Annotated in this window: 21 protein-coding genes and 2 tRNA genes; 5 read left to right on the top strand and 18 right to left on the bottom strand. The window is 70.1% G+C overall.

Translation table 11 applies throughout. The features are described 5' to 3' along the window. Nucleotides 1–194: 194 nt before the first annotated feature. The 6 genes from AAEX60_RS12025 to glp form a co-directional block, all read right to left on the bottom strand. Nucleotides 195–270 (bottom strand) — tRNA-Ala (locus tag AAEX60_RS12025). A gap of 73 nt (nucleotides 271–343) precedes the next feature. Then, a complete protein-coding gene (locus AAEX60_RS12020; RefSeq protein ID WP_342103759.1) occupies nucleotides 344–1,096 on the bottom strand; it encodes a hypothetical protein in 753 nt (250 codons plus the stop codon). Between the two features lie 369 nt (nucleotides 1,097–1,465). Further along, the gene (locus AAEX60_RS12015) at nucleotides 1,466–2,104 is read right to left on the bottom strand and encodes a GNAT family N-acetyltransferase (RefSeq protein WP_342103767.1); all 639 of its coding nucleotides are present in this window, start codon (nucleotides 2,102–2,104) and stop codon (nucleotides 1,466–1,468) included. A 64-nt stretch (nucleotides 2,105–2,168) separates the two neighbouring features. After that, complete coding sequence (locus tag AAEX60_RS12010) at nucleotides 2,169–2,660, bottom strand: MogA/MoaB family molybdenum cofactor biosynthesis protein (RefSeq protein WP_342103758.1); 492 nt, start codon at nucleotides 2,658–2,660, stop codon at nucleotides 2,169–2,171. Then, on the bottom strand, nucleotides 2,657–3,280 hold the full coding sequence (gene moaC, locus AAEX60_RS12005; RefSeq protein ID WP_342103757.1) for a cyclic pyranopterin monophosphate synthase MoaC: 624 nt from the start codon (nucleotides 3,278–3,280) through the stop codon (nucleotides 2,657–2,659). The genes AAEX60_RS12010 and moaC overlap by 4 nt, the downstream gene beginning before the upstream one ends. Then, entirely contained in the window at nucleotides 3,273–4,601 is a 1,329-nt protein-coding gene (gene glp, locus AAEX60_RS12000; RefSeq protein ID WP_342103756.1) for a molybdotransferase-like divisome protein Glp, read from the bottom strand. The genes moaC and glp overlap by 8 nt, the downstream gene beginning before the upstream one ends. An 18-nt stretch (nucleotides 4,602–4,619) precedes the next feature. Between glp and AAEX60_RS11995 the strand changes: the two genes are divergently transcribed. The 4 genes from AAEX60_RS11995 to AAEX60_RS11980 all read left to right on the top strand — a co-directional run bounded on the left by AAEX60_RS11995 (nucleotide 4,620) and on the right by AAEX60_RS11980 (nucleotide 7,114). After that, nucleotides 4,620–5,243, top strand: coding sequence for a 5-formyltetrahydrofolate cyclo-ligase (locus AAEX60_RS11995; RefSeq protein WP_342103754.1), 624 nt, complete (start codon nucleotides 4,620–4,622; stop codon nucleotides 5,241–5,243). A gap of 299 nt (nucleotides 5,244–5,542) precedes the next feature. Then, the gene (locus AAEX60_RS11990) at nucleotides 5,543–5,869 is read left to right on the top strand and encodes an FmdB family zinc ribbon protein (RefSeq protein ID WP_342103753.1); all 327 of its coding nucleotides are present in this window, start codon (nucleotides 5,543–5,545) and stop codon (nucleotides 5,867–5,869) included. Between the two features lie 111 nt (nucleotides 5,870–5,980). Then, complete coding sequence (locus tag AAEX60_RS11985; RefSeq protein WP_342103751.1) at nucleotides 5,981–6,601, top strand: SAF domain-containing protein; 621 nt, start codon at nucleotides 5,981–5,983, stop codon at nucleotides 6,599–6,601. A 150-nt stretch (nucleotides 6,602–6,751) separates the two neighbouring features. Further along, nucleotides 6,752–7,114 carry an MscL family protein gene (locus AAEX60_RS11980; RefSeq protein ID WP_342103749.1) on the top strand — a complete coding sequence of 121 codons (363 nt, stop codon included), beginning with the start codon at nucleotides 6,752–6,754 and terminating at the stop codon, nucleotides 7,112–7,114. 199 nt (nucleotides 7,115–7,313) lie between these two features. Here the strand turns inward: AAEX60_RS11980 and AAEX60_RS11975 are convergent, their stop codons facing one another. From AAEX60_RS11975 to AAEX60_RS11925, 11 genes are all read right to left on the bottom strand, one after another. Continuing rightward, the gene (locus AAEX60_RS11975) at nucleotides 7,314–8,189 is read right to left on the bottom strand and encodes a hypothetical protein (RefSeq protein WP_342103748.1); all 876 of its coding nucleotides are present in this window, start codon (nucleotides 8,187–8,189) and stop codon (nucleotides 7,314–7,316) included. Further along, a complete protein-coding gene (locus AAEX60_RS11970) occupies nucleotides 8,189–9,097 on the bottom strand; it encodes a hypothetical protein (RefSeq protein WP_342103747.1) in 909 nt (302 codons plus the stop codon). Before AAEX60_RS11970 ends, AAEX60_RS11975 begins: the two co-directional genes overlap by 1 nt. 178 nt (nucleotides 9,098–9,275) lie before the next feature. After that, nucleotides 9,276–9,656: a hypothetical protein gene (locus tag AAEX60_RS11965; protein ID WP_342103746.1), complete on the bottom strand. Its 381-nt coding sequence runs from the start codon at nucleotides 9,654–9,656 to the stop codon at nucleotides 9,276–9,278. Next, the gene (locus tag AAEX60_RS11960; RefSeq protein WP_342103745.1) at nucleotides 9,653–11,059 is read right to left on the bottom strand and encodes a UTP--glucose-1-phosphate uridylyltransferase; all 1,407 of its coding nucleotides are present in this window, start codon (nucleotides 11,057–11,059) and stop codon (nucleotides 9,653–9,655) included. The genes AAEX60_RS11965 and AAEX60_RS11960 overlap by 4 nt, the downstream gene beginning before the upstream one ends. A gap of 281 nt (nucleotides 11,060–11,340) precedes the next feature. Next, nucleotides 11,341–11,416: transfer RNA gene (locus AAEX60_RS11955), tRNA-Arg, on the bottom strand. Nucleotides 11,417–11,596: 180 nt separating this feature from the next. Further along, a complete protein-coding gene (trxA, locus tag AAEX60_RS11950) occupies nucleotides 11,597–11,959 on the bottom strand; it encodes a thioredoxin (RefSeq protein ID WP_342103744.1) in 363 nt (120 codons plus the stop codon). Nucleotides 11,960–12,182: 223 nt separating this feature from the next. Next, nucleotides 12,183–12,935 carry a class I SAM-dependent methyltransferase gene (locus AAEX60_RS11945; RefSeq protein WP_342103742.1) on the bottom strand — a complete coding sequence of 251 codons (753 nt, stop codon included), beginning with the start codon at nucleotides 12,933–12,935 and terminating at the stop codon, nucleotides 12,183–12,185. Nucleotides 12,936–13,053: 118 nt separating this feature from the next. After that, nucleotides 13,054–14,094, bottom strand: a complete 1,041-nt coding sequence (locus AAEX60_RS11940; protein ID WP_342103741.1) for a hypothetical protein — start codon at nucleotides 14,092–14,094, stop codon at nucleotides 13,054–13,056. A 31-nt stretch (nucleotides 14,095–14,125) separates the two neighbouring features. Then, on the bottom strand, nucleotides 14,126–14,812 hold the full coding sequence (locus AAEX60_RS11935) for a metal-dependent transcriptional regulator (RefSeq protein ID WP_342103740.1): 687 nt from the start codon (nucleotides 14,810–14,812) through the stop codon (nucleotides 14,126–14,128). 47 nt (nucleotides 14,813–14,859) lie between these two features. After that, nucleotides 14,860–15,984 carry an N-acetylglucosamine-6-phosphate deacetylase gene (gene nagA / locus AAEX60_RS11930; RefSeq protein WP_342103739.1) on the bottom strand — a complete coding sequence of 375 codons (1,125 nt, stop codon included), beginning with the start codon at nucleotides 15,982–15,984 and terminating at the stop codon, nucleotides 14,860–14,862. Nucleotides 15,985–16,026: 42 nt separating this feature from the next. Beyond that, nucleotides 16,027–17,043, bottom strand: coding sequence for a hypothetical protein (locus tag AAEX60_RS11925; RefSeq protein ID WP_342103738.1), 1,017 nt, complete (start codon nucleotides 17,041–17,043; stop codon nucleotides 16,027–16,029). A gap of 318 nt (nucleotides 17,044–17,361) precedes the next feature. Between AAEX60_RS11925 and AAEX60_RS11920 the strand changes: the two genes are divergently transcribed. Continuing rightward, on the top strand, nucleotides 17,362–18,033 hold the full coding sequence (locus tag AAEX60_RS11920; protein WP_342103737.1) for a hypothetical protein: 672 nt from the start codon (nucleotides 17,362–17,364) through the stop codon (nucleotides 18,031–18,033). A 223-nt stretch (nucleotides 18,034–18,256) separates the two neighbouring features. On the opposite strand, the gene AAEX60_RS11915 is transcribed toward AAEX60_RS11920, so the two are convergent. Then, on the bottom strand, nucleotides 18,257–21,667 hold the full coding sequence (locus AAEX60_RS11915; protein WP_342103736.1) for a pyruvate carboxylase: 3,411 nt from the start codon (nucleotides 21,665–21,667) through the stop codon (nucleotides 18,257–18,259). Between the last annotated feature and the right edge of the window lie 5 nt (nucleotides 21,668–21,672).

The raw sequence follows: 21,672 nt of genomic DNA, 5'->3' as shown, positions 1-21,672 counted from the left end.
ACCGCCGACGCCGCCAACGGCGTCTCGGCAAACTCACCCCAGTAGAGTTCGAACTGGTCCATCAGACGGTCGCACAGGCCGCCTGACCAGCCCCTAGAAATCTGTCAACCAAACTGGGGGCATTCCCATCCAGCTCAACGAGCCGTTCGCCGCTCTCGCACCCAACGATGTCAGGTGTTCTAATACGTCCAATCTGGTGGAGCATAGGGGATTCGAACCCCTGACCTTCTCATTGCGAACGAGACGCGCTACCAACTGCGCCAATGCCCCAAGTTTTCAGTTCTCAGCTGACGAGCAGCAAGAAGAAGAGTAGCACCGCTGGTCAGCGTGCGTCCAAGCGAGCTCACTCACCGACGGCGCGGGGGCGCTCCTGGCTCTCGTTGCGGGTCTCGACGGGCTGCTCGGGGGCCTCGGCCACCACCGGCTGCTGCGCGGTGACCTGGCCGGGGGCCGACAGGTCAATGGTGCGCACGGTGCGGGGCACCATCGGCTTGCTGACATAGGTGGGGACGGTCACCGGGATCGGCTCCCAGAGGCTGCCAGCCAGACCATTGATCGGGGCGCTGATCTCGATCGACAGTTCCACGGAGTCGGTGGTGATGCCGCCAGCCCGAAGGCCGCTGGGCACCTCGAAGCTGATGGTGTCCTCCTGCCAGTCGGTTTCCAGCTCGGCCAGCCGCTCGTCGAGGACGGCGTTGAGGCGCACCACGCTGAACCGAGCAACCACCAGGAAGGCCAGCAGCATCCCGAGGGGCACCAGCGGGGTCCACCAGATCACGGCATCGATGGCGACACCGGCCACGGTGAGCACGGTCAGGCCCAGCAGCCCAAGCACCACGGTGCGGCGACGGCGAGCAGCGCGACGGGCGGTGTCGCGGATCTCGGCGCGGGCCGCGCGCCGGGTCAATGGGGTGGAGACGTCCGCATCCTCGTCGCTGGAGACGATGCCGGCGGGCGCGATGATGCGCGCCGTGTCGCCGAAGCGACCCAGCAGGTCAAGGTCATCGTCATCCGCCCCGTCGCGTCGCGACACGAAGGACGGGACGAGGAAGGCAATCCAGGCAAGAACAATGGCCACATAGAACAGTCCCGTCACGCGCCCAAGGCTAGGGGGCGGCACCTGTACGGTCCGTGACCCTCAACGGAGTGTCGAGGCATTGCTTGAAGGAATTCAGGGCGAGGGCTATCTTTCCCACCCCGCACCGCCACCCGGGCCACCCTTGGACGGCCGCTCAGCTGTCCCGACAGAGCGAATACGGGATTCCGATGCCACTGTGGCACTGGAGGTCGGCATTCACTCTCCGGGGATAACTGGACGGCCGTCCATCTTCCCCTCGATAGGCTCCGGACCGTTGGCAGGACAGGATCAGGGCCCGTGGATGGCCGGGCCGGGGTCGCAGGAGCGGGGCGACCCTTGACAGGTTCGGGAATCGCTTACAGGTCGAACTCGGGAATCCCCGGAGGCTCAGGGGCGTCCCACCGACTCCCGCCAACCCGGCTGATGATTGGTCAGGTAGCGCACCAGCAGCCCCTCCGGGACATCCTCGGCGCAGATCGCAAAACTACGATGGTCCCGCCAGTCCCCGTCGATGTGCAGGTAGCGTTCACGGATCCCCTCGTCGCGCAGCCCCAGCTTCTCGGCCACCCGCAGGCTCTTGGCATTCTCCGGCCGGATGTTGACCTCCATCCGGTGCAGACCCATCACCTGGAAGCAGTAGTCGGTGGCCAGGGCCAGCGCCGTGGGGACGACGCCCTTGCCGGCCAGCGCCTGGTCAACCCAGTAGCCACAGTAGGCAAAATAGGCCGAGCCCCAGGTGATGCTGCTGACCGTCAGCTGCCCGGAGACCGGGAGCTTGCGCGGCTTGGTCGCGGAGGCGGGCCAGGCCGGATCAAAGCAGATGGCGAAGGGCAGGGCGGCATCCTGTTTGGCCTGCTGGTCAAGGGCTCGCACCAGTTCCGGATAACTGGCCGCCACCCGACGCGAGTTGGGCGGCGGGGTGGCATCCCACGGCCCATTCCAGGCGGCATTGCGTTCCCGCACCTGACCCCAGCTTCGACGATCACCCCGGCGCAGGGGCCGCAGCACCACCGGCCCGCAGCGCAGCTCCACCGGCCACTGGTGGCTGCCCGGGAAGACCACCCCAGGCGGCAGACGGTGTTCGCCCACCTCAGTGGTCCCGCCCGCGGGCCTGGGCGACGGCATGGGGCAGCACCTGCTCCAACACCGTGAGCCCGTCACGCACTCCCCCGGCAGAGCCGGGCAGGTTCACCACCACCGTCGTGCCGGCCAGACCGGCCAGCCCCCGGGAAAGCACCGCGGTGGGCACCCCGGCCTCCACCCCGCGCTGGGCAATCAGGGCGGCCAGCTGCGGCAGTTCCCGGGTGAGCAGCGGCCGGGTCACCTCCGGCGTCAGGTCACGTGGGGCCAGACCCGTCCCGCCGGTGGTCAGCACCACCGCCGCACCAGCCGCCACTGCCTGCGCGATGGCCTGGCCGACGGGCTCCCCGTCGGGCACCAGCACCACCGGATCCACGCTGAAGCCCATCGCGGCCAACCCCTGCGCGGCCAGCGGCCCGGAGCGGTCTGTGTACTGGCCGGCGGCGGCCCGGTCCGAGGCGGTGATCACCACGGCCCGGCCCAGATTCTCCGGCTGGGTCACGGCGCCTCCCTGCCCAGCGTCGACGAATCCTGCGCCGGAGACTCCTGCTCGCTCCAGTCTCCGCTGCGCCCGCCGCTCTTGGCGGTGACCCGCACGTCGGTCAGCCGGGCGTGCTTGTCCACGGCCTTGACCATGTCCACCAGCCCCAGGGCGGCGGTGCAGACGGCGGTCAGCGCCTCCATCTCCACCCCGGTGCGGTGCGTGGTGCGGACGGTGGCGGTGATCTCCACGCCCCGATCGGCCAACTCCAGGTGGACGTCGACGCCGGTCAGCGGCAACGGATGGCACAGCGGGATCAGGTCGGCGGTCTTCTTGGCACCCATCACACCGGCGATCCGGGCCACCGCCAGCGCGTCGCCCTTGGGCACCTCACCGCCACGCAGGGCGGCCAGACACTCGTCACTCAGCAGGACGACGCCCTTGGCGGTGGCCGAACGGGCCGTGACCTCCTTCTGGCTGACGTCCACCATCCGGGCCTCGCCGCTGCCGCTCAGGTGCGGGAAGGGCTGGGCCGGTTGTGGGGCATGGGGCTGGGGACTGTCACCGGCGCGGGTTCCGCGCGGCACCTCGGGGATGAAGTCGTCGACGGAACTGGGCCGAAAGACGGGCCGGTCAGTCATTGCCCAACCTCCACACGGTCACGGGCTCCCCGGGGGCCACGGTCTCGACGTCCTCCCCCAGCAGCACCAGGGCATTGCTGGCGGCCAGGTTGGCCAGCAGGTGGGAGGAATGGCCGCCCACCAGGTCCGCCACCAACCGCCCGTCGCGCTCGCTGACCCGGGCCCGGGCAAACTGCAGCTTGCCCTTCACCGACGTCATCGCGGAGCCGGCGACGGCGGGCAGCTCGCGGTGGTTGACCGGCTCCAGACCCATCAGTTTGCGGATCAGCGGCCGGACGAAGGCGTGGAAGCTGACATAGCAGCTCACCGGATTGCCGGGCAGCATCACCGTCGGCACCCGATCCTCGCCGATCAGCCCAAAGCCCTGGGGTTTGCCCGGCTGCATCGCCACCTCGCAGAAGTCACAGGAGCCGACGCTGGGCATCACCTCCTTGACCACGTCATGGTCACCCTTGCTGACGCCGCCGGTGGTGATGATCAGGTCGGCCCGGATCATCTGGTCGCCGATGGCCTGGCGAACCTCCTCCGGATCGTCGGAGGGCACCTGCACCCGCCACACCTGACAGCCCTCGGCCTTGGCGGCGGCGGCCAGGAGGTAGCTGTTGGCGTCGTGCAGCTGGCCGGGCCGCGCCAGTGGGCGGCCGGGTTCCACCAGCTCGGCACCTGTGGAGAGCACCACCACGCGCGGCCGGGGCCTGGCCAGCACCTTGTCCACCCCGGCCCCGGCCAGCAAGCCGATGCTTCGGGCATCCAGCCGGGCACCACGGGCCAGCAGCTGGCTACCCTCGGTGACGTCGGAACCCCGGCGGCGAATGTAGGCGCCGGTCAGCGACGGTTGGTTGATCCGCACCTGGTCGGCGCCGTTGTCGGTGTCCTCGACGGGAACCACGGCATCGGCCCCCTGCGGGATCGGCGCCCCGGTCATCACCTTGGCCACGCTCCCCTCGGGCAGGGGCTCGGCGCCCTCGCCAGCGGCGACGTGGCCGCTGACCGGCAGGGTGACCGGCTCGGCCGGACTGGCGTCGACGACGTCGGCCGCGCGCACCGCATAGCCGTCCATCTGGGAGTTGTCGAAGCCGGGCAGGTCCACCTCGGCGGCGATGTCCTCGCACAGGGTCAGGCCCCAGGCGTCCAGCAGGCTCATCCCGAAAGCCGGCAGCGGCTCCACCAGGCCCAGCAGGTAGTCCCGATGATCCTGCATCCGGCGTAGTCCGGATGGATTGGGCAGTGGGGGATCCGGCAGGGGGGCGGCCGGCTCGGGTGCGACCTCCTCGGCCACCTCAACTTCGGCGGCCTTCTTGGTGCGACGCAGTAGTGCCATGGCCCATACGATAGGCGAATGACCGCTGGGGGCTTCGACGGGTACGGCAAGCAGGAGATCCGACGCCGGGTGCGTGCGGCCCGACGGGAACGGCCGGTGAGCCAACGGCTGGCCGATGACCGGGCCCGGACCGGGCTGGTGCTGGCCGCGCTGCGCGACATCGAGCCGGCCACGATTTCCTGCTACCTCTCGGTCCCCCCACATGCCACCAACCCGGAGCCGGGCACGATCGAGCTGGTCACGGCGTTGTGGACCCTGGGCCACCGGCTGCTGGTCCCGGTGCTCACCCCCACCAGTGATGGTCCACGACATGACCCGGCCTGGGCCGTCTTCCAAGGGCCGGCCAATCTCAAGCCGGGGCTGTGGGGAATCCCCGAGCCGTCCGGCGAAGCGCAGGGCGCCGAGGCATTGGGACAGGCAGACCTGGTGCTGGCCTCCGGCCTGGCGGGCACCCGGGACGGGCGACGGCTGGGGGTCGGCGGCGGTTGGTATGACCGGGCGCTGGCGCACCGCCGCGACGACGTCGAGGTGTGGGTGCTGCTCAACGACGACGAGGTCCTGCCCGACCTGCCCACCGAGCCACACGACCAGGTGGTGGACGCGCTGGTGCTGCCCGGTGAGCTGGTCCGCTGCCACGCCTGACTGAACCTCGAAGGTCTCGGCCGGCGTCCGCTGAGAGTTTTGCCTTCACACCCTCGGCGAGCTCGGGGAGGGTGGTTCAGTCTCTGCGACGTCTTCCTTTCAGCAGGCTCGGGGCCCGGGGGTCAATCGCTGCATCCGCTGGCCGCACCCACGGCGGCCGAGCTTGCCGAGGCCCTTCACCAGAGCCCCCGACCGGACGATTTCGGCGTCGGGCACCCAGCTCGATAGAATTCAGCAGTTTTCGCCCGCCCGACGAGCCATCGCCGCCCGGACGCGTGACCAACCAGCCGAAGAGGATCATGCCTACCTACCAGTACCGCTGCACTGAATGCGGCGTCGAGATCGAACGGGTGCAGAAGTTCAGCGACCCGGCACTGACCGTCTGCGAGGATTGTGGCGGCGCGCTGCGCAAGGTGTACAACGCCGTCGGGATCGTCTTCAAGGGTTCCGGCTTCTACGCGACGGACAATCGCAGCAAGGGCGCCACCGCGGCCGCGGCCGGCTCCAAGACCGAGACGAAGCCCGAGCCCAAGAGCGACTCCAAGCCGGAGGCTTCGGGCGGCAGCAAGCCGGCCCCGGCCGACACCTCCTCCACCAGCACGACGAAGACCAGCTCCGCCTCCTGACCTGGGCCCCTCTCGGTGCCCAGCCGTCGGCCGGGTTTTCCACAGGCGGCCCGGCAGACAAAACCTGTGGATGACTGACGCGAAACAGCCGCGCTTGCACATAGTGCTGGTGTGAACATCTCCGAAAGCCTGAGCAAGCTCTCCCGTGCGGTGCGCTGGCACCGCCGTGCCGTGGCGGCGCTGCTCGCCGCCCTTGCCGTGATGGCCGGGTTGAGCGCCCTGTCCCCGCCGCCCGAGCCGGGCCACGCCGTCCTGGTCACCTCGGCGGACCTCCCGGCCGGACACCGGGTGACCGCGCGGGACCTGCAGATCCGGCACTATCCCGAGGCGTTGTTGCCGCGCCAGGTCCTGACGGCCCCGGACGAGCTGGTCGGCCGGATCCTGGCGGCACCCGTCACCCGGGGCAGCCCGATGACCCGCGCGGCCACCGTGTCCGTGTCGCTCTCCCCGGGGGCGGGAGAGCTCTTGGTTCCCTTCCGGGTGGCCGACCCGTCGGTGCTGGCCCTGGTGCAGGTGGGAGATCGGGTGACGGTTGTCTCCGCCGGGAGCGACGGTCAGGTGATCACCCTGGCCAGCCGGGTCCGGGTGGCCGCGGTTCCCTCCGGGGACGGCGATGCGGGTGCCGCGGGCGACGGGCCGGCCAGCATGCTGGTGGTGGCCGCGAAACCCGACGTGGCGTCCCGACTGGCAGCCTGGTCAACCGGTCAGGGGCTGGGGATTGCGCTCGGCTGAGCGCCATCCGACGTTTGCCAAATGTTTGCCATACACCCTCAGCGAGCCTGACGGTGGTACAGAGCACCCCGAAATGTCCCCTATTCTTGATGTCGTGACAGTTTCTAGGCCCACCCCGGGTCTCCTGTTTGCTTGAAAGGAGTAACCCACATGAAGGGTTTCAAGGATTTCGTACTGCGCGGCAACCTGATCGAGATGGCCGTCGCCTTCATCGTCGGTGGTGCCTTCGCCACCCTCGTCACCGCCTTCACCAAGGTCATCATGGAGCTGCTGTCGAAGGCCGGAGGCGCCCCCAACTTCGACGACTGGAAGATCTTCGGCCTGAGCACCGTCGGCCCCTTCCTGACCGCTCTGGTCGCCTTCCTCATCCTGGCCTTCATCCTGTACTTCTTCATCGTGAAGCCGTACGAGGTTGCCAAGTCCCGCTTCATGGCTCCGGCCGAAGAGGGCGAGACCACCGAGGGCCTGCTGGCCGAGATCCGCGACCTGCTGGCTGCGCAGAAGCGCGCCTGATCTGCACCCGAGGCACTGCCTCGCACGGACGAAACCCCGCCGCCCCTGTGGGCGGCGGGGTTCTGCCTTTCCCGACGGGATTCGTGAGCGGACCCATCGACTGTGCCAGGCGAGCCACAAAGATCAGCGGGGCGGCACGATCAGCGCCTCAGTGCCCACCAGCAAGCCGGACGGTCGGTCTGGTACTCAGCGGGTGAGCTCAGCGCCAGCGGATGACGTGGACCCCGGCCTGGGCGTCGCGCTGCGCGTACTGGACGTGACGGCCAGCGGGCAGCCGCAGCACCTCCGAGGCGTCGTCGGGCGCGCTGTGGAAGGGACGGCAGACGTACTCCACCTCGGCCGGCAGGTCGGCGCCGAAGACCACCTGCTGCACCAGCAGGGGCGTTCGTTCGGGACGAGACACCGCAGTCTCCGGAGACAGTTCCTGGTCTGAATCCAGCCGGTAACGGTAGCCGTAGTCCGCCCGCTCACCACGGACCAGGCGCCGGGGCAGGGACATCCGGCCCACCATCAGGGTGCCGCCCTTCCCATCCTCCACCGGCAGCTCCACCAGCTCTTCCACCCGGACCCCGGACAGGCCCACCAGCTCGGCCAGCCGCTGGCCGGGATCCATCCCGATCATCACCGCCAGATGGGCGAGTTCCTCGGCCTCCACCCGGACCAGCTGGCGCACCACGTGGGTGCGCGCCCCGGCCTCCAACTCCAGCCGGTCCCGGGCGAACGCGCTGCTGGTGCGCCGCCGCAGGTCCAGCCCCAGTTGGTCCATCACGGCCAGCAGCCGGGAACTGGGGGGCAGCATCGCCAGCGGGTCCCAGCCACCGGCCGCGGTGGCGGGCAGGTCGCCCACCAGCCGGCCGGAACGCAGCTCCAGCAGGTCCTCCAGGTGTTCCACGGCGCGCAGCGAGGAACGACGGGTGGGCACCGAGCGGCCGCTGCGCCAGTAGCTCAGGGTTGCGATGGAGACCGGGGTACCCAGGGCGCCCAGCCTGGCGCTCAGCGCCTCCAGGGTCAGGGGGCTGTGGGTCATGGCCTCCGTCAGGCGTCGGGCGAAGTCCTGGGTCGGTTGAGCTTCCATCAGAACTCCCAGCACAGGGCGTGCAGGCCCGGCGTCGGGTCGTTCAGGGTGACCTGCAGGTGTTCGGCGGGCGCCAGTTCCTCCCGCAGGACGGCCGCGTCGGGCTCGCAGTGCGGCCCGATCGCGTGCGGGGTGGTGTAGTAGCTGGCCGAGCGGGGAGGCTCACCGTCGAAGGTGACGTCGTAGACCAGATAGGGCAATTCCTGGGAGACCACCCGGGTGAAGCCCCAGTCGGTCTGGCCGGGCTGCAGTTCCCAACTCAACCGGTACTCCAGCAGGTGCAGGTCGCCCCTGGCCAGGGGCCGCGTCAGCAGCAGCTCACCCGCCAGCAGGCCCTCCTCGTCCAGTTGCACCACCCGGCCGAGTTCACAGCCGGCCACCGCCTGGGCCAGCGGCGGCGGCTCGTCCAGGAAGTTCATCCGGAAGACGATGGGGACCCGGTCCAGCCCGTCGCGTTCGGCCCGCAGCAGCTGCTCGGTCTGCTCGACCTGCCACAGCCGGTCCGCGCTGACCCGGATGTCGTCGCGCAGGTACTCGTTGACGTGCTGGCCCTCCATGGCCAGCCCCATCGCCGCCAGCAGGGCGGTGGCCTGGTCCGGCAGGGCGGCCTGGCGGACCTCCTCCCACCAGTCCAGGGCACCGGGCGGCAGGGCCCCCGCCAGCTGGCCCACCTTGAGGTGCAGGATGCGTTCCAGCTCGGCGACGGCCCGCAACGAGGACTCCCGGCTGGGCAGCGAGCGGCCGTTCTGCCAGTAACTGAGGGTGGCCCGGGAGAGCGGGGTGCCGGCCTCGCGCAGCCGCTCCCCTATCTCGTCCAGACTCAGCGACTGGTGCGCGATCGCATCCGACAGGATCGCGGCGAAGCGGGGGCCATAGCCCCGCTCGGAGGTGGCGGCATCGCTGGGCATCCAGCCTCCCATCGTCTGGACGGTGTGTGCGGGCGGACCCCCGGCGGTGAAATTCTGCCACCGGCGAGCCCGCCCGGCGCCGGTCCTTCCCCCGAGAAGGACCGGCACTCAGGTCACTTCACCCAATCCGCACCCTTAACGCAAGTTAAATCACTGATAAGACTAAATTCAGTTGATGCTACCCGACATTGCCGTGGTGCGGCGGCCGTTCGGCCAGCAGCCGTCGCTCCGCTGGGCCGATCACCTTGGGGCCCTGATGCCGGGTGACCACCAGCCCGTCGACTCCCAGCAGCTGTCGCACCTCCTTCACCACCGCGGCGGTGCGCGCGAAGCCCACCGGGGCAAGCTCCTCCCGCGGGACGACGAAGGGCCAGGGCAGCCCCTGGTGCTGGCGTTCCTGCCGCAGGTGGGCGATCCGCCCGGCGTCCCAGCCCAGCCGGGCCAGGAAGTCCACCAGGTCCTGCGGGCTCTGGGTCGAGCCCGGGGCCGGGACCGCCGGGCGCTCGCCGGTCAGGGCGAGCGCCACAGCCGTCGCCAGCGAGGGGGCGGGCTGGTTCACTCCGCCTGCTCGGCGGCGCCGTCCAGCGCGACGTCGCCCTCCAGCACCGTGCCGTCGGGCACGCTGGCCGGCGCCTTCGCGCTCACGGTGACATCCCCCACGACGGCCACGTCCCGGCCGAAGGCGACCTCACCGGTGACCGTCAGGGAGCTGGCCCGCTTCAACGACGGCGCCTCGGGCATCAGCCGGGTGAAGTCCTGCACCAGCTTGTACGGCTTGTCCAGGGTGATCGCCGGGGTCTTGGCCTGGGCCACCAGGTGCCCCTCCTCGTCGAACTCGTACAGGTCGGAGCGCAGCAGCAGCAGTTCATTGGTGGTCTTGACCGGCAGGAAGCGCTCCCGGCCGACGCAGATCGCCTGCGCTCCGGGGAAGACCTCGATCGCGGCCCCCATGGCGCTCTCGACCTGGATCACCTTCGGCGACGAGGGATCGGCCGGGTCGACGGTCTTCTCATTGCGGATCAGCGGCAGCCCCAGCACTCCCTTGCGCTCGGCCAGCGTCTCGCGCAGCACCTGCAGGTCCATCCACAGGTTGTTGGTGTGGAAGAAGGGGTGGCGGTGCTCGTCGGTGAAGTAGTCCATCTCCTCCGGAGCGCACTGGGCGGTGTCGCGCAGCACCAGCTGACCGTCGGCCTTGCGCACGGCCAGGTGGCCACCCTTACGGTCATTGATGGTGCGCACGCACACCTCGGCGGCGTAGGGGGCACCGGAGCCGGCGAACCAGCCGGCCACCCGGGCATCGGGAGTTGCGCCCAGGTTGTCCCCATTGGTCACCAGCGCGTAGCGGAATCCCTTGTCCAGCAGGGCGTCCAGGATTCCGGAGCCGAGCAGCGCCGGGTACAGGTCACCGTGGCCGGGCGGGCACCACTCCAGGCTCGGATCGGCCGGCCACTCCACCGGGGTCAGGTCATCGGCGCGCAGCTTGGGCTCCTGGTTCTGCAGGAAACCCAGGGGCAGGTCCTCCACCGCCAGCTCCGGGTACTTGGCCAGCGCCGCCAGAGTGTCGTCCTGGGTGCGGAAGGAGTTCATGAACAGCAGCGGGATCCGGGCGTCGTAGCGCTTCCGGGCGGCCAGCACCTGCTGGACGATGATGTCCAGGAAGGTCTTGCCGTCGCGCACCTCCAGCAGGTTCTTCGCCTTGTCCAGGCCCATCGAGGTGCCCAGCCCACCATTGAGCTTGATCACCACCGTCTGACCCATCGCATCGCGTGCCTGCTGCTCGCTGACCTCGACGTCGTCCAGCATCGGCGGCGCGGTCATCGGCTCGATGCTGTCTTCCCGGATCAGCCCGGTTTCACCGGATTCCAGCTGCTGGTAGTAGTGGCTGAACACCTCGACGGCAGCGTCACTGACCCCCGCGGTGCGCATCTTGTCCCTTGCACGTTCTAGACCGTTGGCACTCATGCTTCGATCCTAGGGGACCGCGGATCGGGACCGGCTGGGCGGTGGCTGTCGGTGCGCTGTCACGCCCGGAACGGGGCTTGGCTGGACACCATGAGACAAGGGAAGGCGATGCCGCGCGCGGGCCGAAGCCGTCTACCCACCCCCAGGAGACATGCGTCGCGCGGCATCGCCTTCTGGCGCCTCACACTAGGCGGCGACGGGTCAACTCCCGGGGCGCATCGTGGCTGGCCAGAGGGCCTTCAGGCCGTCCTCAGCCCGCCCCCCGGAGGGGAACGGACACGTGGCGACCCTGGGAAGATTCGAACTTCCGACACACGGTTTAGGAAACCGTTGCTCTATCCCCTGAGCTACAGGGCCACGGCACCCGGTGACGGGCGCTCGGTAGAGAATACGACGACGCGGGTGGGCCGGGCGAATTGCCCAGCCCACCCGCGGGCCTCGTCAGCGGCCGCAGTGGCTTCGACAGCCCAGTCACCGTCGGGCGCAGCCATCAGACACGTCGGCCAGCACCAACGTCAGTCCTGGCCACCGCCAGGATCAGCCCTGCTGCTTGGCGGCTTCCTGCTTGAGGGAATCCATGTCCAGACCCTTGATCTGCTCCACCAGCTTGTCCAGCTGGGTTCCGTTGAGCAGGCCGGACTGGCGGAAGACCAGCATCCCCTGACGGAAGGCCATGATGGTGGGGATGGAGGTGATCTCCAGCCCGGCGGCCAGATCGCGCTCGGCCTCGGTGTCCACCTTGGCGAAGGTGACGTCCTCATGCCGGCCCGCAGCCTCGTCATAGATCGGGGCGAAGCGCATGCACGGGCCGCACCAGGAGGCCCAGAAGTCAACCAGGACAATCTCGTTGTCCTTGATGGTGCTGGCAAAGCTGTCGGTGTTCAGGGCCACGGGAGCCATGTGGAATACCTTCCCTAGGATTTTCGGGTGACGTTTTCAGGGGGCAGTCCGTAGTGCTGCGCCCATCGACTGGTTCAACCATGCCCCAGCGACGGATATTCCGCGGCCGCGAGACGCTTGCCGCCACCATGCGTCCGGTGGACGGCCAGGCACCAGCGGCTGGGGCTTGGGGCGCCTGCCGGGTGCGACCAGGCCTTCGCTGGCGTCGGGGACTCGGCGGGCGCTATTTGAGAGCGACGATTCGTCGCAGCGGCACCGGCACCTGCACGACGCCCTGCTTGTCGGCCCGCCTCACCATCCAGTCGACGGCCTGCTGACGCCGCTCGGGGTCCAGGTCGGGCAGGTGGAAGGCCCGCAACAGCAGCTCGGCATCCTCCCGGTTGGTGACGTCGTAGTGGTAGCGCTCCCGGGCGTCCTCCGCCTTGCGCAGCCCGTGTGGCGCCAGCAGCTTGCTCACCCTGAGCTCCACGCTGCTGGGGAACTGTGGCGTCCCCTGGAGCAGTCGGGTCAGCTGCCCGGCCACCTTGAGGTCCTTGACGTTGAGCGGACGGACGGTGGGCACCAGCCCGACGAAGACCCCACCCGGCCGCAGCACCCGGGCCACCTCGTCCAGGAAGTCCTCGGTGGGGTGGATCATGGCCCAGCCCAGGGTGCTGACCACCGCGTCGAAGCACTCGTCGGAGAAGGGCAGGGCGCGGGCGTCGCCCTGGACGAAGGGCCCGGGCCCGGTGGCATTGGCCAGCTCCGCCGACGACTGGTCGAGCCCCAGCACGGTCCGACCATCGGACGCCAGCTCCCGACCCATGGCTCCGGCCCCACACCGGATGTCCAGCACCCGGGTGGCTTGGGCGCTCACCGCCCGGGCCAGCCAGCGGTACGGGTTGTGGTGCCCGGAAATGCAACGGGAGAGCAGGGCATCGGCAATGCCGGGCCGCTCGGCTTGGAAGTCCGCCAGATAGGAGCTCCAGTCATCCATGGGAACAACAGTAGTGAACGGCGGGCCTCGCAGACCGCTCCGCCCCCATCGCACTCAGCGCGATCGGGAGCGGCCACTGGGGAGGCGGATGAGGAAGTGGCGGGGAGGGTTCATCGGGTCAGGAGCGTGCGCGGCGCAGGGCGGCGATGATGTCGTCGCCGATCTCCCGCAGCAGGCTTCCCTGGCCGATTCGTTGGCCCGCGACGGTGGTGATCAACGCGGACAGGCCGGGCAGCGCCTCGTCGGGGTCGGTAGGGACCGCCCCGATCAGCGGGTTGCTGCCGTCGGCCCAGGGGACGGTGAGCTTCTCCCAGGTGCGCAGCCACCCCTCGGAGATCTCCGCCACCGACGGCACCCCGAAGAAGTGCCCCACCGGGGCGTGGTGGCGCAGCGCCACCAGCGGGCTGTCCAGGTAGACCAGCGCCAACCGGAGCCGGGCGTCCAGGTCCCGCCGCTCCGCCCGGCTGCCCTGCAGCACCCACCCGCATGGGTTGGGGCAGGTGGGCCCCACGTCGGGCCGCTCCCCCGCCTCGATGGTCTGGTGGTTCATGGCGCAGACGGCCAGGGTGTCGCCCAGCCGGGAGTGGAACTTGTCCAGATAGCTGGTGAAGCCCACCTGGTCCCCCTGCGCGGCATTGATCGCCCGCTTGGCAGTGGCGCGCATCGCGGAATTGTGCGGGCACGACGGGTCGTCGGTGCCCCACCGCTCACCCACCTGCTGCCCCAGCCGCAGCGGGTCGCCGCCGTGGCCCAGCCGCCCCTGCCAGGCCAACTGGCACAGGTACTCGCCAATCAGGTGCGCGGTCACCACCAGGCTCTGGGGCTCGCCGCGCTCCGATCGCAGGTTGAGCACCTCCAGCATCAGCTCGTACAGGGGCACCAGGGAGCCCAAGGCCCCGCGATGAGTCTCCCGCGGTCCGTGCGGGAAGCCGGAGTCCCACAACCGCTCGGCCCAGGCCCGCTCGGGCACCGTCTCCGCGATCTGCCCAAAGTCCTCCGCGTCCAGGGACAGCACCCGCTGGGCGACGCCCGCCAACTGGTGCGCCTCCAGGATCGCCGGGTCGCTGTCACCGGAGCGGATCCGGCCGGCCAGCATGGACAGGGCCGCGTCATACCAGTGCTGCTCACACAGCTGGATCAACGCCTCCGACGAGATCACGGCGCGCCCCCGGCGCCGGCCGCGAGGGCCGTCATGCCCGGCTCACGAACAACCCCTCGGCCACGCCGAGCGGAATATCGCAGCTGGCGCCGTCGGCGCGCAGCACCACGACGCCGCCCTGACCAGTGGCCTCCAGCTCACAGCCCGGGACAATCCCGGCCTCCGCCAGCACCTGCAGGGTCTGGTCATCGGCCTGGCTGTTCTCGCTCATCCGCCGCAGCACCACCCGCACCGGCTCGCCGGCCAGCACTTGGGGCAAGGGCTCGACTCCCTCCCGGAAAGTCCCCCCGGTGGTGGCGCCACCCAGCGCCTCCAGCCCGGGGATCGGATTGCCATACGGGGATTCCTGGGGATTGGACAGGATCTGCACCAGCCGCAGCTCCACGTCGTCGGAGATCACGTGCTCCCACCGGCAGGCCTCGTCGTGCACCCGGCTCCAGTCCAGACCGATCACGTCCACCAGCAGCCGCTCGGCCAGCCGGTGCTTGCGCATCACCGCGACGGCCAGCTCCTGACCGGTGGCGGACAGCTCGATCCGCCGGTCGCCATGCACCGTCAGCAGCCCGTCGCGCTCCATCCGGGCGACGGTCTGGGAGACGGTGGGACCGCTCTGGTGCAGCCGCTCCGCAATCCGGGCACGCAGAGGCGTGATGCCCTCCTCCATCAACTCGTAGATGGTTCGCAGGTACATCTCGGTGGTGTCGATCAGCTCATTCACGGCGCTCCCTCTGCAGTCCCTGTGACGAATATGTCAGGTCAGGCCGGTTACAGCCACTGCCCCCGCCGCATGACGGCGCGCAGCTGACCATCCTCACCCACCACGCACAGATCGGCCCACTTGCCGGGCTCCAGCGTGCCCACCTCGTCCAGGCCATGAGCCCGTGCCGGGTTGGTGCTGGCCAGGCGCGAAGCCGTGCGGAAATCGTAGCCACAGGCCAGCACAAAGGCGAAGGCCCGGTCCATCGTCAGGGTTGAGCCGGCAATCGCGCCGGCGCTGCCGTCCGGGTTCACAATCCGGGCGGTGCCGTCGCGCACCTCCACCGGCAGGGCCCCCAACTGGTAGCGGCCGTCGGCGCAGCCGGTGGCGCTCATCGCGTCGGTGACCAGCAGCACCCGTTCCGCCCCGGCCGCCTCGACGGCTAGCTGGACGATCTGGGGGTCCAGGTGCACCCCGTCGCAAATCAGCTCGACCCACACCGACGGATCGTTGAGCAGCACCGGCACCGGCCCCGGTTCGCGGTGGTGCACCGAGCGCATCGCATTGAACAGGTGGGTGGCCACGGTCATCCCGGCTTCCACCGCCCGACGGGTGACTTCGGCATCCGCGTCGGAATGCCCGAAGGCGGGGATGATCCCGGCCTCACGGAAGCGGGCCACGGCGCCGAAGCCGTTGCCGCGCTCCGGCGCCAGGGTGACCATCTTCACAGCCCCGCCCGAGGCCTCGATGATCTGCTCGACGGCCTGCCGCGTGGGGTCCATCAGCAGTTCGGTGGGGTGGGCCCCCTTGCGTTCCTCGGCCAGGAAGGGCCCCTCGATGTGGATGCCCTGCAGTTCCCCCGCCTCCACCACCGCGCGCAGCCGGGTGATCTGCTCCACGACGGTGGGCATCGGGGCGGTGACGGTGGAGGCGAACAGGGTGGTGCTGCCGTGCCCGCGGTGGTGCCGGATGGCCGCGGCCACCTGGTCCTGGTCCGGGCTGGTGAAGTCGGCGCCCGCTGCGCCATGGCAGTGGGTGTCCACGAAGCCGGGCACCAGATGTCCGTCAAGCAGTTCGGCCGCCGGATCAACCCCGTCGCGAACTGACGCGATCCTCCCGTCGACGATCTCCAGGGTGTGGGGGCCCTCGGCGTCGTGGACGCCGGTCACCACCTGATGGCTGGCCAACAACATTGTGGTCTCCTGCTCGTGTCTTGTGATGGGTGTGGTGGACGGTCAGCGCTTCAGCGCGACGACGGCTCCCGCGGCCGCCGAGATCAGCCCCGCCAGGGCGAGGGCCCACAGGGTGCCGCGGTTCTTGGCCAGGGCGCTGCCGGTGTCACCGGGGGCGCCGCCAGCGGGGGCACTGGCGGCCGGCGTCGGGCTGGGGGTGACCGGCTCCTGGGTGGTGGGTTGCGTCACCGCCGCCATCACCACCGGGGAGTCCGGGCCGGAGGCCAGCAGCCCGCTGCCGGCCAGGTCAAGGGTGAGTGCCTGACCGCGGCCCTGGGCCTCGGCGGGCAGGGGCGCGGAGGCGGTCTGCGCCACCCGCTCGACGTCGACGACGTGCAGCCCGACATCGCTGCGCAAGACCAGGCTGGCGTCATCCGCGCTGAAGGTCATGTCGCTGACCTCCGGCACCAGATCGGCCACCCGGGTGAGCTTGTTGGCCACCCCGCCGGGGACGGGTTCGGCCTCGGTGCGGTAGAGCCCGGGCCTTTCACCCCGGGTGGCCAGGTAGATCCGGTTGGTGCGGCTGACCGCCATCGCCCGGCAGTCGTGGGGGCCGTCGGGATAGGTCAGGGTGTAGTGCCGGTACTGGGCCTCGCCACCCAGGGTCAGGTCCCCGAAGCGATAGACGCTCACCTTCGGCCGGTTGCCGGCCGGGTCACCGACGTCGCCCACCCAGACCCGGGAACTGCGATAGGCAATGGCCTGCACGTCCACGGGCCTGGCGCCGTAGCGCACATTGCCCCGCAGGGTGCCGTCGCCGCCCAGGGCCTGCACCCGGCCGGTGGTGCGCTCCGGCACCCAGTACTGGCCGTGTTCCGGGTCGGCGGCCATCCCCACCACCTGGGTGAGCTGTTCGTCCGCAGTGAACCCGTCGGCCGCCCGGGCCGACGGGGTGCCCCCGAGCGCCAGCAAAACGCCCAGGAGGCCGGCACCCAGTGCCCTGGCGGCCGGGGCCCCGGCGGTCAGCACACGCACGGGCACCGCGGGACGCGGCCCACGACGTCGCGAGGGTTCAGCCATGCTTCTTCCTTCATCCAGGGACGCCACCCGACGGCGTCGGTGATGCCGCTCCCGGCCGGTCCGGTCACTGCAGCGCCGCACCCAGGACCACCAGCAGGACCAGGGCGGCGAGCACCCCGGAGACGACCAGACGACGGGAGCGCGGATTCACGACTGACACCTTATGCCCGTTGCGGAGCCACCGACGGCCACCGAACAGCGCCACTGAGCGAACGGCACGGTGGCCCAGCAGCATGATGGGCGAACAGCCCGGGGAGAACAGCAGGTGGACGCAGCGCACGGGAGCAAAGGGGAGCCTGAGCGGCTAGCTTGGGTGCCATGGGCGAGTTGCGGATGTATGCCATCGGGATCGACGAGGTTCGCGACATGTTCGGCGCCACCCCACAGGTGGCCGGCCGGCTGCGCACGATCGCCTCGGAGGCCTTCCGGGTGCCCCGGGTTGGGCAGGCCTCTCCCGGGCGCCTGGGCAAGCTCGGGCCGCTGTTCCGGCGAGCGCCCGATGCCCCGGTGATCCCGCCGGGCACTCCCCTGCCGTCGGACATCGAGACCCTGTTGGCCGGACGCTTCGTCGCCCCGGAGCGGTTGCGGGTCAGCTGGCGAGTGGTCGACGTCTGGCTGGCGGAACGCAGCTGGGCCCGTCACAGCCTGGACCGCAGCGCACCGGAGATCGACCAGCTGGAGTTCGAACTCACCCGGGCCGGCCTGCCCAGCCAGTACGGCGTGCGCAAGCTGATGGCCCTGGACGCCCAGCTACCGCTGCGCCCCGCCACCGGGATGACGGTGGGCTACAGCAAGCATGCCCATGTGCTGGCCAGCGGCCGGGCCCTGTCCGACTGCCTGCCCCAGGTGCAGCAGCACAGCCGGGAACGCGCCCAGCGACTGGCGGACTTCCTGCTGGGCTTCGAATCCCTCGCCGGGCAGGCCCAGGCCGATCAGCGCCCGGCGCCCGACCTGTTCGTCACCTTCGACCGCGACGACAGCCCTCCCTGACCGGGCCACGACGGCCGACGACCGGGTGTGGGTCCGGCCCGACAACCCCTCGACAAGCTCAGGGACCGTGGTTGGGTTCGGCTCGGGCACCGTGGCTGGGTTCGATCAGCCACCGCGGCGAAGGACACAGCCCACGCAACCACGGCGGCCGAGCCTGTCGAGGCCATTCGACGGCGCAACACCATGTCCCCTCGACAAGCTCGGCGACCGTGGCCCAGCCGGATCAGGCCGGGTCGACCACCAGCAGCAGGTCACCGCCTTCCAGCTGGGTGGTGGTGGCCACGGCAATCCGCTGCACCGTGCCGGCCACCGGGGTGGTGATGGCGGCCTCCATCTTCATCGCCTCGATGGTGGCGACGGTCTCGCCCGCGGCCACCTGCTGACCCTGGCTGACACTGACCGTGACCGCCCCGGCGAAGGGCGCGGCGACGTGGCCCGGGTTGGACCTGTCCGCCCGCTCCACCGTGGCCGCCTCCGCCTTGATCGAGTTGTCCCGCACCCGCACCGGCCGCATCTGCCCGTTGAGCAGGGCGTGCACGGTCCGCTTCGCCTTCTTGTCCGGCTCGCTGATGGCATCCAGCTGGAAGATCAGGCTGACGCCCTTGTCCAGGTGCACGACCTGCTCCTCGCCATGGCGCAACCCGAACAGGTAGGGCAGGGTCGGCATCGCCGACAGGTCGCCATAGGTCTCCCGATAGGTCTCGAAGTCCTTCGTCGGGCCGGCGAACAACAGCCGGTTCAGGGTCTCCTGCCGGACCCGGCCGGGTTCGGCCAGCAGGTCGAGGTCTTCCGGCGACACGTCGGTGATCCGGACCGGCTGCTTGCGACCCTCCAGCGCCTTGCTGCGGAAGGGCTCCGGCCAGCCGCCCTCGGGCTGCCCCAACTCCCCGTTCAGGAAGCCGATCACCGAATCCGGGATGTCGAAGGCGTGCGGATCGGCCTCGAAGGCGGCGGGCTCGGCGCCGACGGCCACCAGGTGCAGCGCCAGGTCACCCACCACCTTGGAGCTGGGCGTCACCTTCGTCGGACGGCCCAGGATCTTGTCCGCGGCGGCGTACATCGCCTCGATCTGCTCGAACTTCTCCCCCAGGCCCAGCGCGATCGCCTGCTGGCGCAGGTTGGACAGCTGGCCGCCGGGGATCTCGTGGTCATAGACCCGGCCGGTGGGCGACGGCAGGCCGGACTCGAAGGGGTGGTAGACCTTGCGCACCGCCTCCCAGTAGGGCTCCAGCTCCGTGACCGCCCGCGGGTCCAGCTTGGTCTGCTTGCCGGTATTAGCCAGGGCCATCACCAGCGCGGAGGCCGGCGGCTGGCTGGTGGTGGCCGCCATCGGGGCGCTGGCGACGTCGACGATGTCCACGTCCACCCGGATGGCCTCCAGCAGGGTGGCCAGCTGGCCGCCCGCGGTGTCGTGGGTGTGCAGGGCCAGCGGGATGTCCGGGAACTCGTCGCGCAGGGCGGTGACCAGCTTCACCGCGGCCGGCGGGCGCAGCAGGCCGGCCATGTCCTTGATGGCCAGGATGTGCGCCCCGGCCTCCACGCACCGTCGGGCCAGTTCCACGTAGTAGTCCAGCGTGTAAATGGTCTCCGCCGGGTCGTTCAGGTCGCCGGTGTAGCACAGGGCCACCTCGGCGATCGCGGTCTTCGTCTCCAGCACCGCCTCGATCGCCGGGCGCATCTGCTCCACGTCGTTCAGCGCGTCGAAGATCCGGAAGACGTCGACGCCGGTCGCCGCGGCCTCCTGCACGAAGGCCTTGGTGACCTCGACCGGGTACGGGGTGTAGCCGACGGTGTTGCGGCCGCGCAGCAGCATCTGCAGCAGCGTGTTGGGCATGGCCTCACGCAGCTTGGCCAGCCGCTCCCACGGGTCCTCGCCCAGGAAGCGCAACGCGACGTCATAGGTGGCGCCGCCCCAGCACTCGACGCTGTACAGTTCCGGCAGCATCCGGGCGTAGTAGGGGGCGACGGTCAGCAGGTCACGGCTGCGCACCCGGGTGGCCAGCAGGCTCTGGTGGGCGTCGCGGAAGGTGGTGTCGGTCACCTCCACTCCGCTCTGCTGGCGCAGCTGGCGGCTGAACTCCTGCGGCCCCAGCTCCAGCAGCCGGGTGCGCGGCCCGTCGGGCACCGGAGCGCCCAGGTCAACCCCCGCCGGCAGCTTCTCCGCCGGGTCAAGGGTGGTGATCGGTTCCCCATTGGGCTTGTTCACCGTCACGTCGGCCAGCCAGCGCAGCATCTTGGTCCCGCGGTCGGCCGGGGTGCGGGCGCTGAGCAGGTAGGGCCGCTCATCGATGAAGCCGGTGGAGATCAGCCCGGCCTCGAAGTCCGGCTCGTCCAGCACCGCCCGCAGGAAGGGCATGTTGGTGCTGACACCGCGGATCCGGAACTCGGCCAGGGCGCGGCGGGCACGGCTGATCGCGGTGTGGAAGTCCCGGCCACGGGCGGTCATCTTGACCAGCATGGAGTCGAAGTGGCCGCTGATCTCCACGCCGGTGGCCACCGTGCCGCCGTCCAGCCGGATGCCCGCCCCGGAGGCGGAGCGGTAGGCGGTGATGGTGCCGGTGTCCGGGCGGAACTGGTTGGTCGGGTCCTCGGTGGTGATCCGGCACTGCAGGGCGGCGCCGCGGATCTCCAGGCTGTCCTGGGAAAGCCCCAGATCGGCCAGGCTCTCGCCCTCGCAGATCCGCATCTGGGCCTGCACCAGGTCGACGTCGGTGATCTCCTCGGTGACGGTGTGCTCCACCTGGATCCGGGGATTCATCTCGATGAAGTGGTGCTCCCCCGCGCGCGGACCCTCCGTCTCCACCAGGAATTCCACGGTGCCAGCGCAGGAGTAGTTGATGGACTGGGCAAACTTCACCGCGTCATTGCACAGCGCCGCGCGCAGCTCGTCGCTGATGTGCGGGGCGGGGGCAATCTCAATCACCTTCTGGTGACGGCGCTGGATGGAGCAGTCCCGCTCGAACAGGTGCATCACATTGCCCTGCTGGTCGGCCAGGATCTGCACCTCGATGTGCCGGGGCCGCCCGACGGCCTGCTCCAGGAAGACCGTCGGGTCACCGAAGGCGCTCTCCGCCTCCCGCATCGCGGCGCCCAGCGCCTCGGCCAGGTCCGCTGCGCTGTTGACCCGACGCATGCCGCGCCCGCCACCACCCGCGACGGCCTTGACGAAGATCGGGAAGCCGATCTCATCGGCCTGGGCGGTCAACCACTCGACATCCGTGGACGGCTCGCACGAGCGCAGCGTCGGAATCCCGGCGGCCTTGGCGGCGGCCAGGGCGCGCACCTTGTTGCCGGCCAGCTCCAGCACCTGCGGCGGCGGCCCGACGAAAGTGATCCCGGCGTCCACGCAGGCCTGCGCCAGGTCCGGGTTCTCGCTCAGGAAGCCGTAGCCGGGGTAGATCGCGTCGGCGCCGGACTCCTTGGCCACCCGGATCATCTCGGCGATGTCCAGGTAGGCCCGCACCGGGTGCCCCTGCTCGCCGATCAGGTAGGACTCGTCGGCCTTGAGCCGGTGCTCGGAAGCCCGGTCCTCATAGGGGTAGACGGCGACGGTCTTTCGCCCCAGCTCATAGGCGGCCCGGAAGGCGCGGACGGCGATCTCGCCACGGTTGGCAACCAGCACTTTGGAGAACATGCCGC

It is taken from the genome of Luteococcus sp. H101 (assembly GCF_038433155.1).
Taxonomy (GTDB): Bacteria; Actinomycetota; Actinomycetes; order Propionibacteriales; family Propionibacteriaceae; genus Luteococcus.
This window is presented reverse-complemented; position numbering and strand designations above follow the sequence as displayed.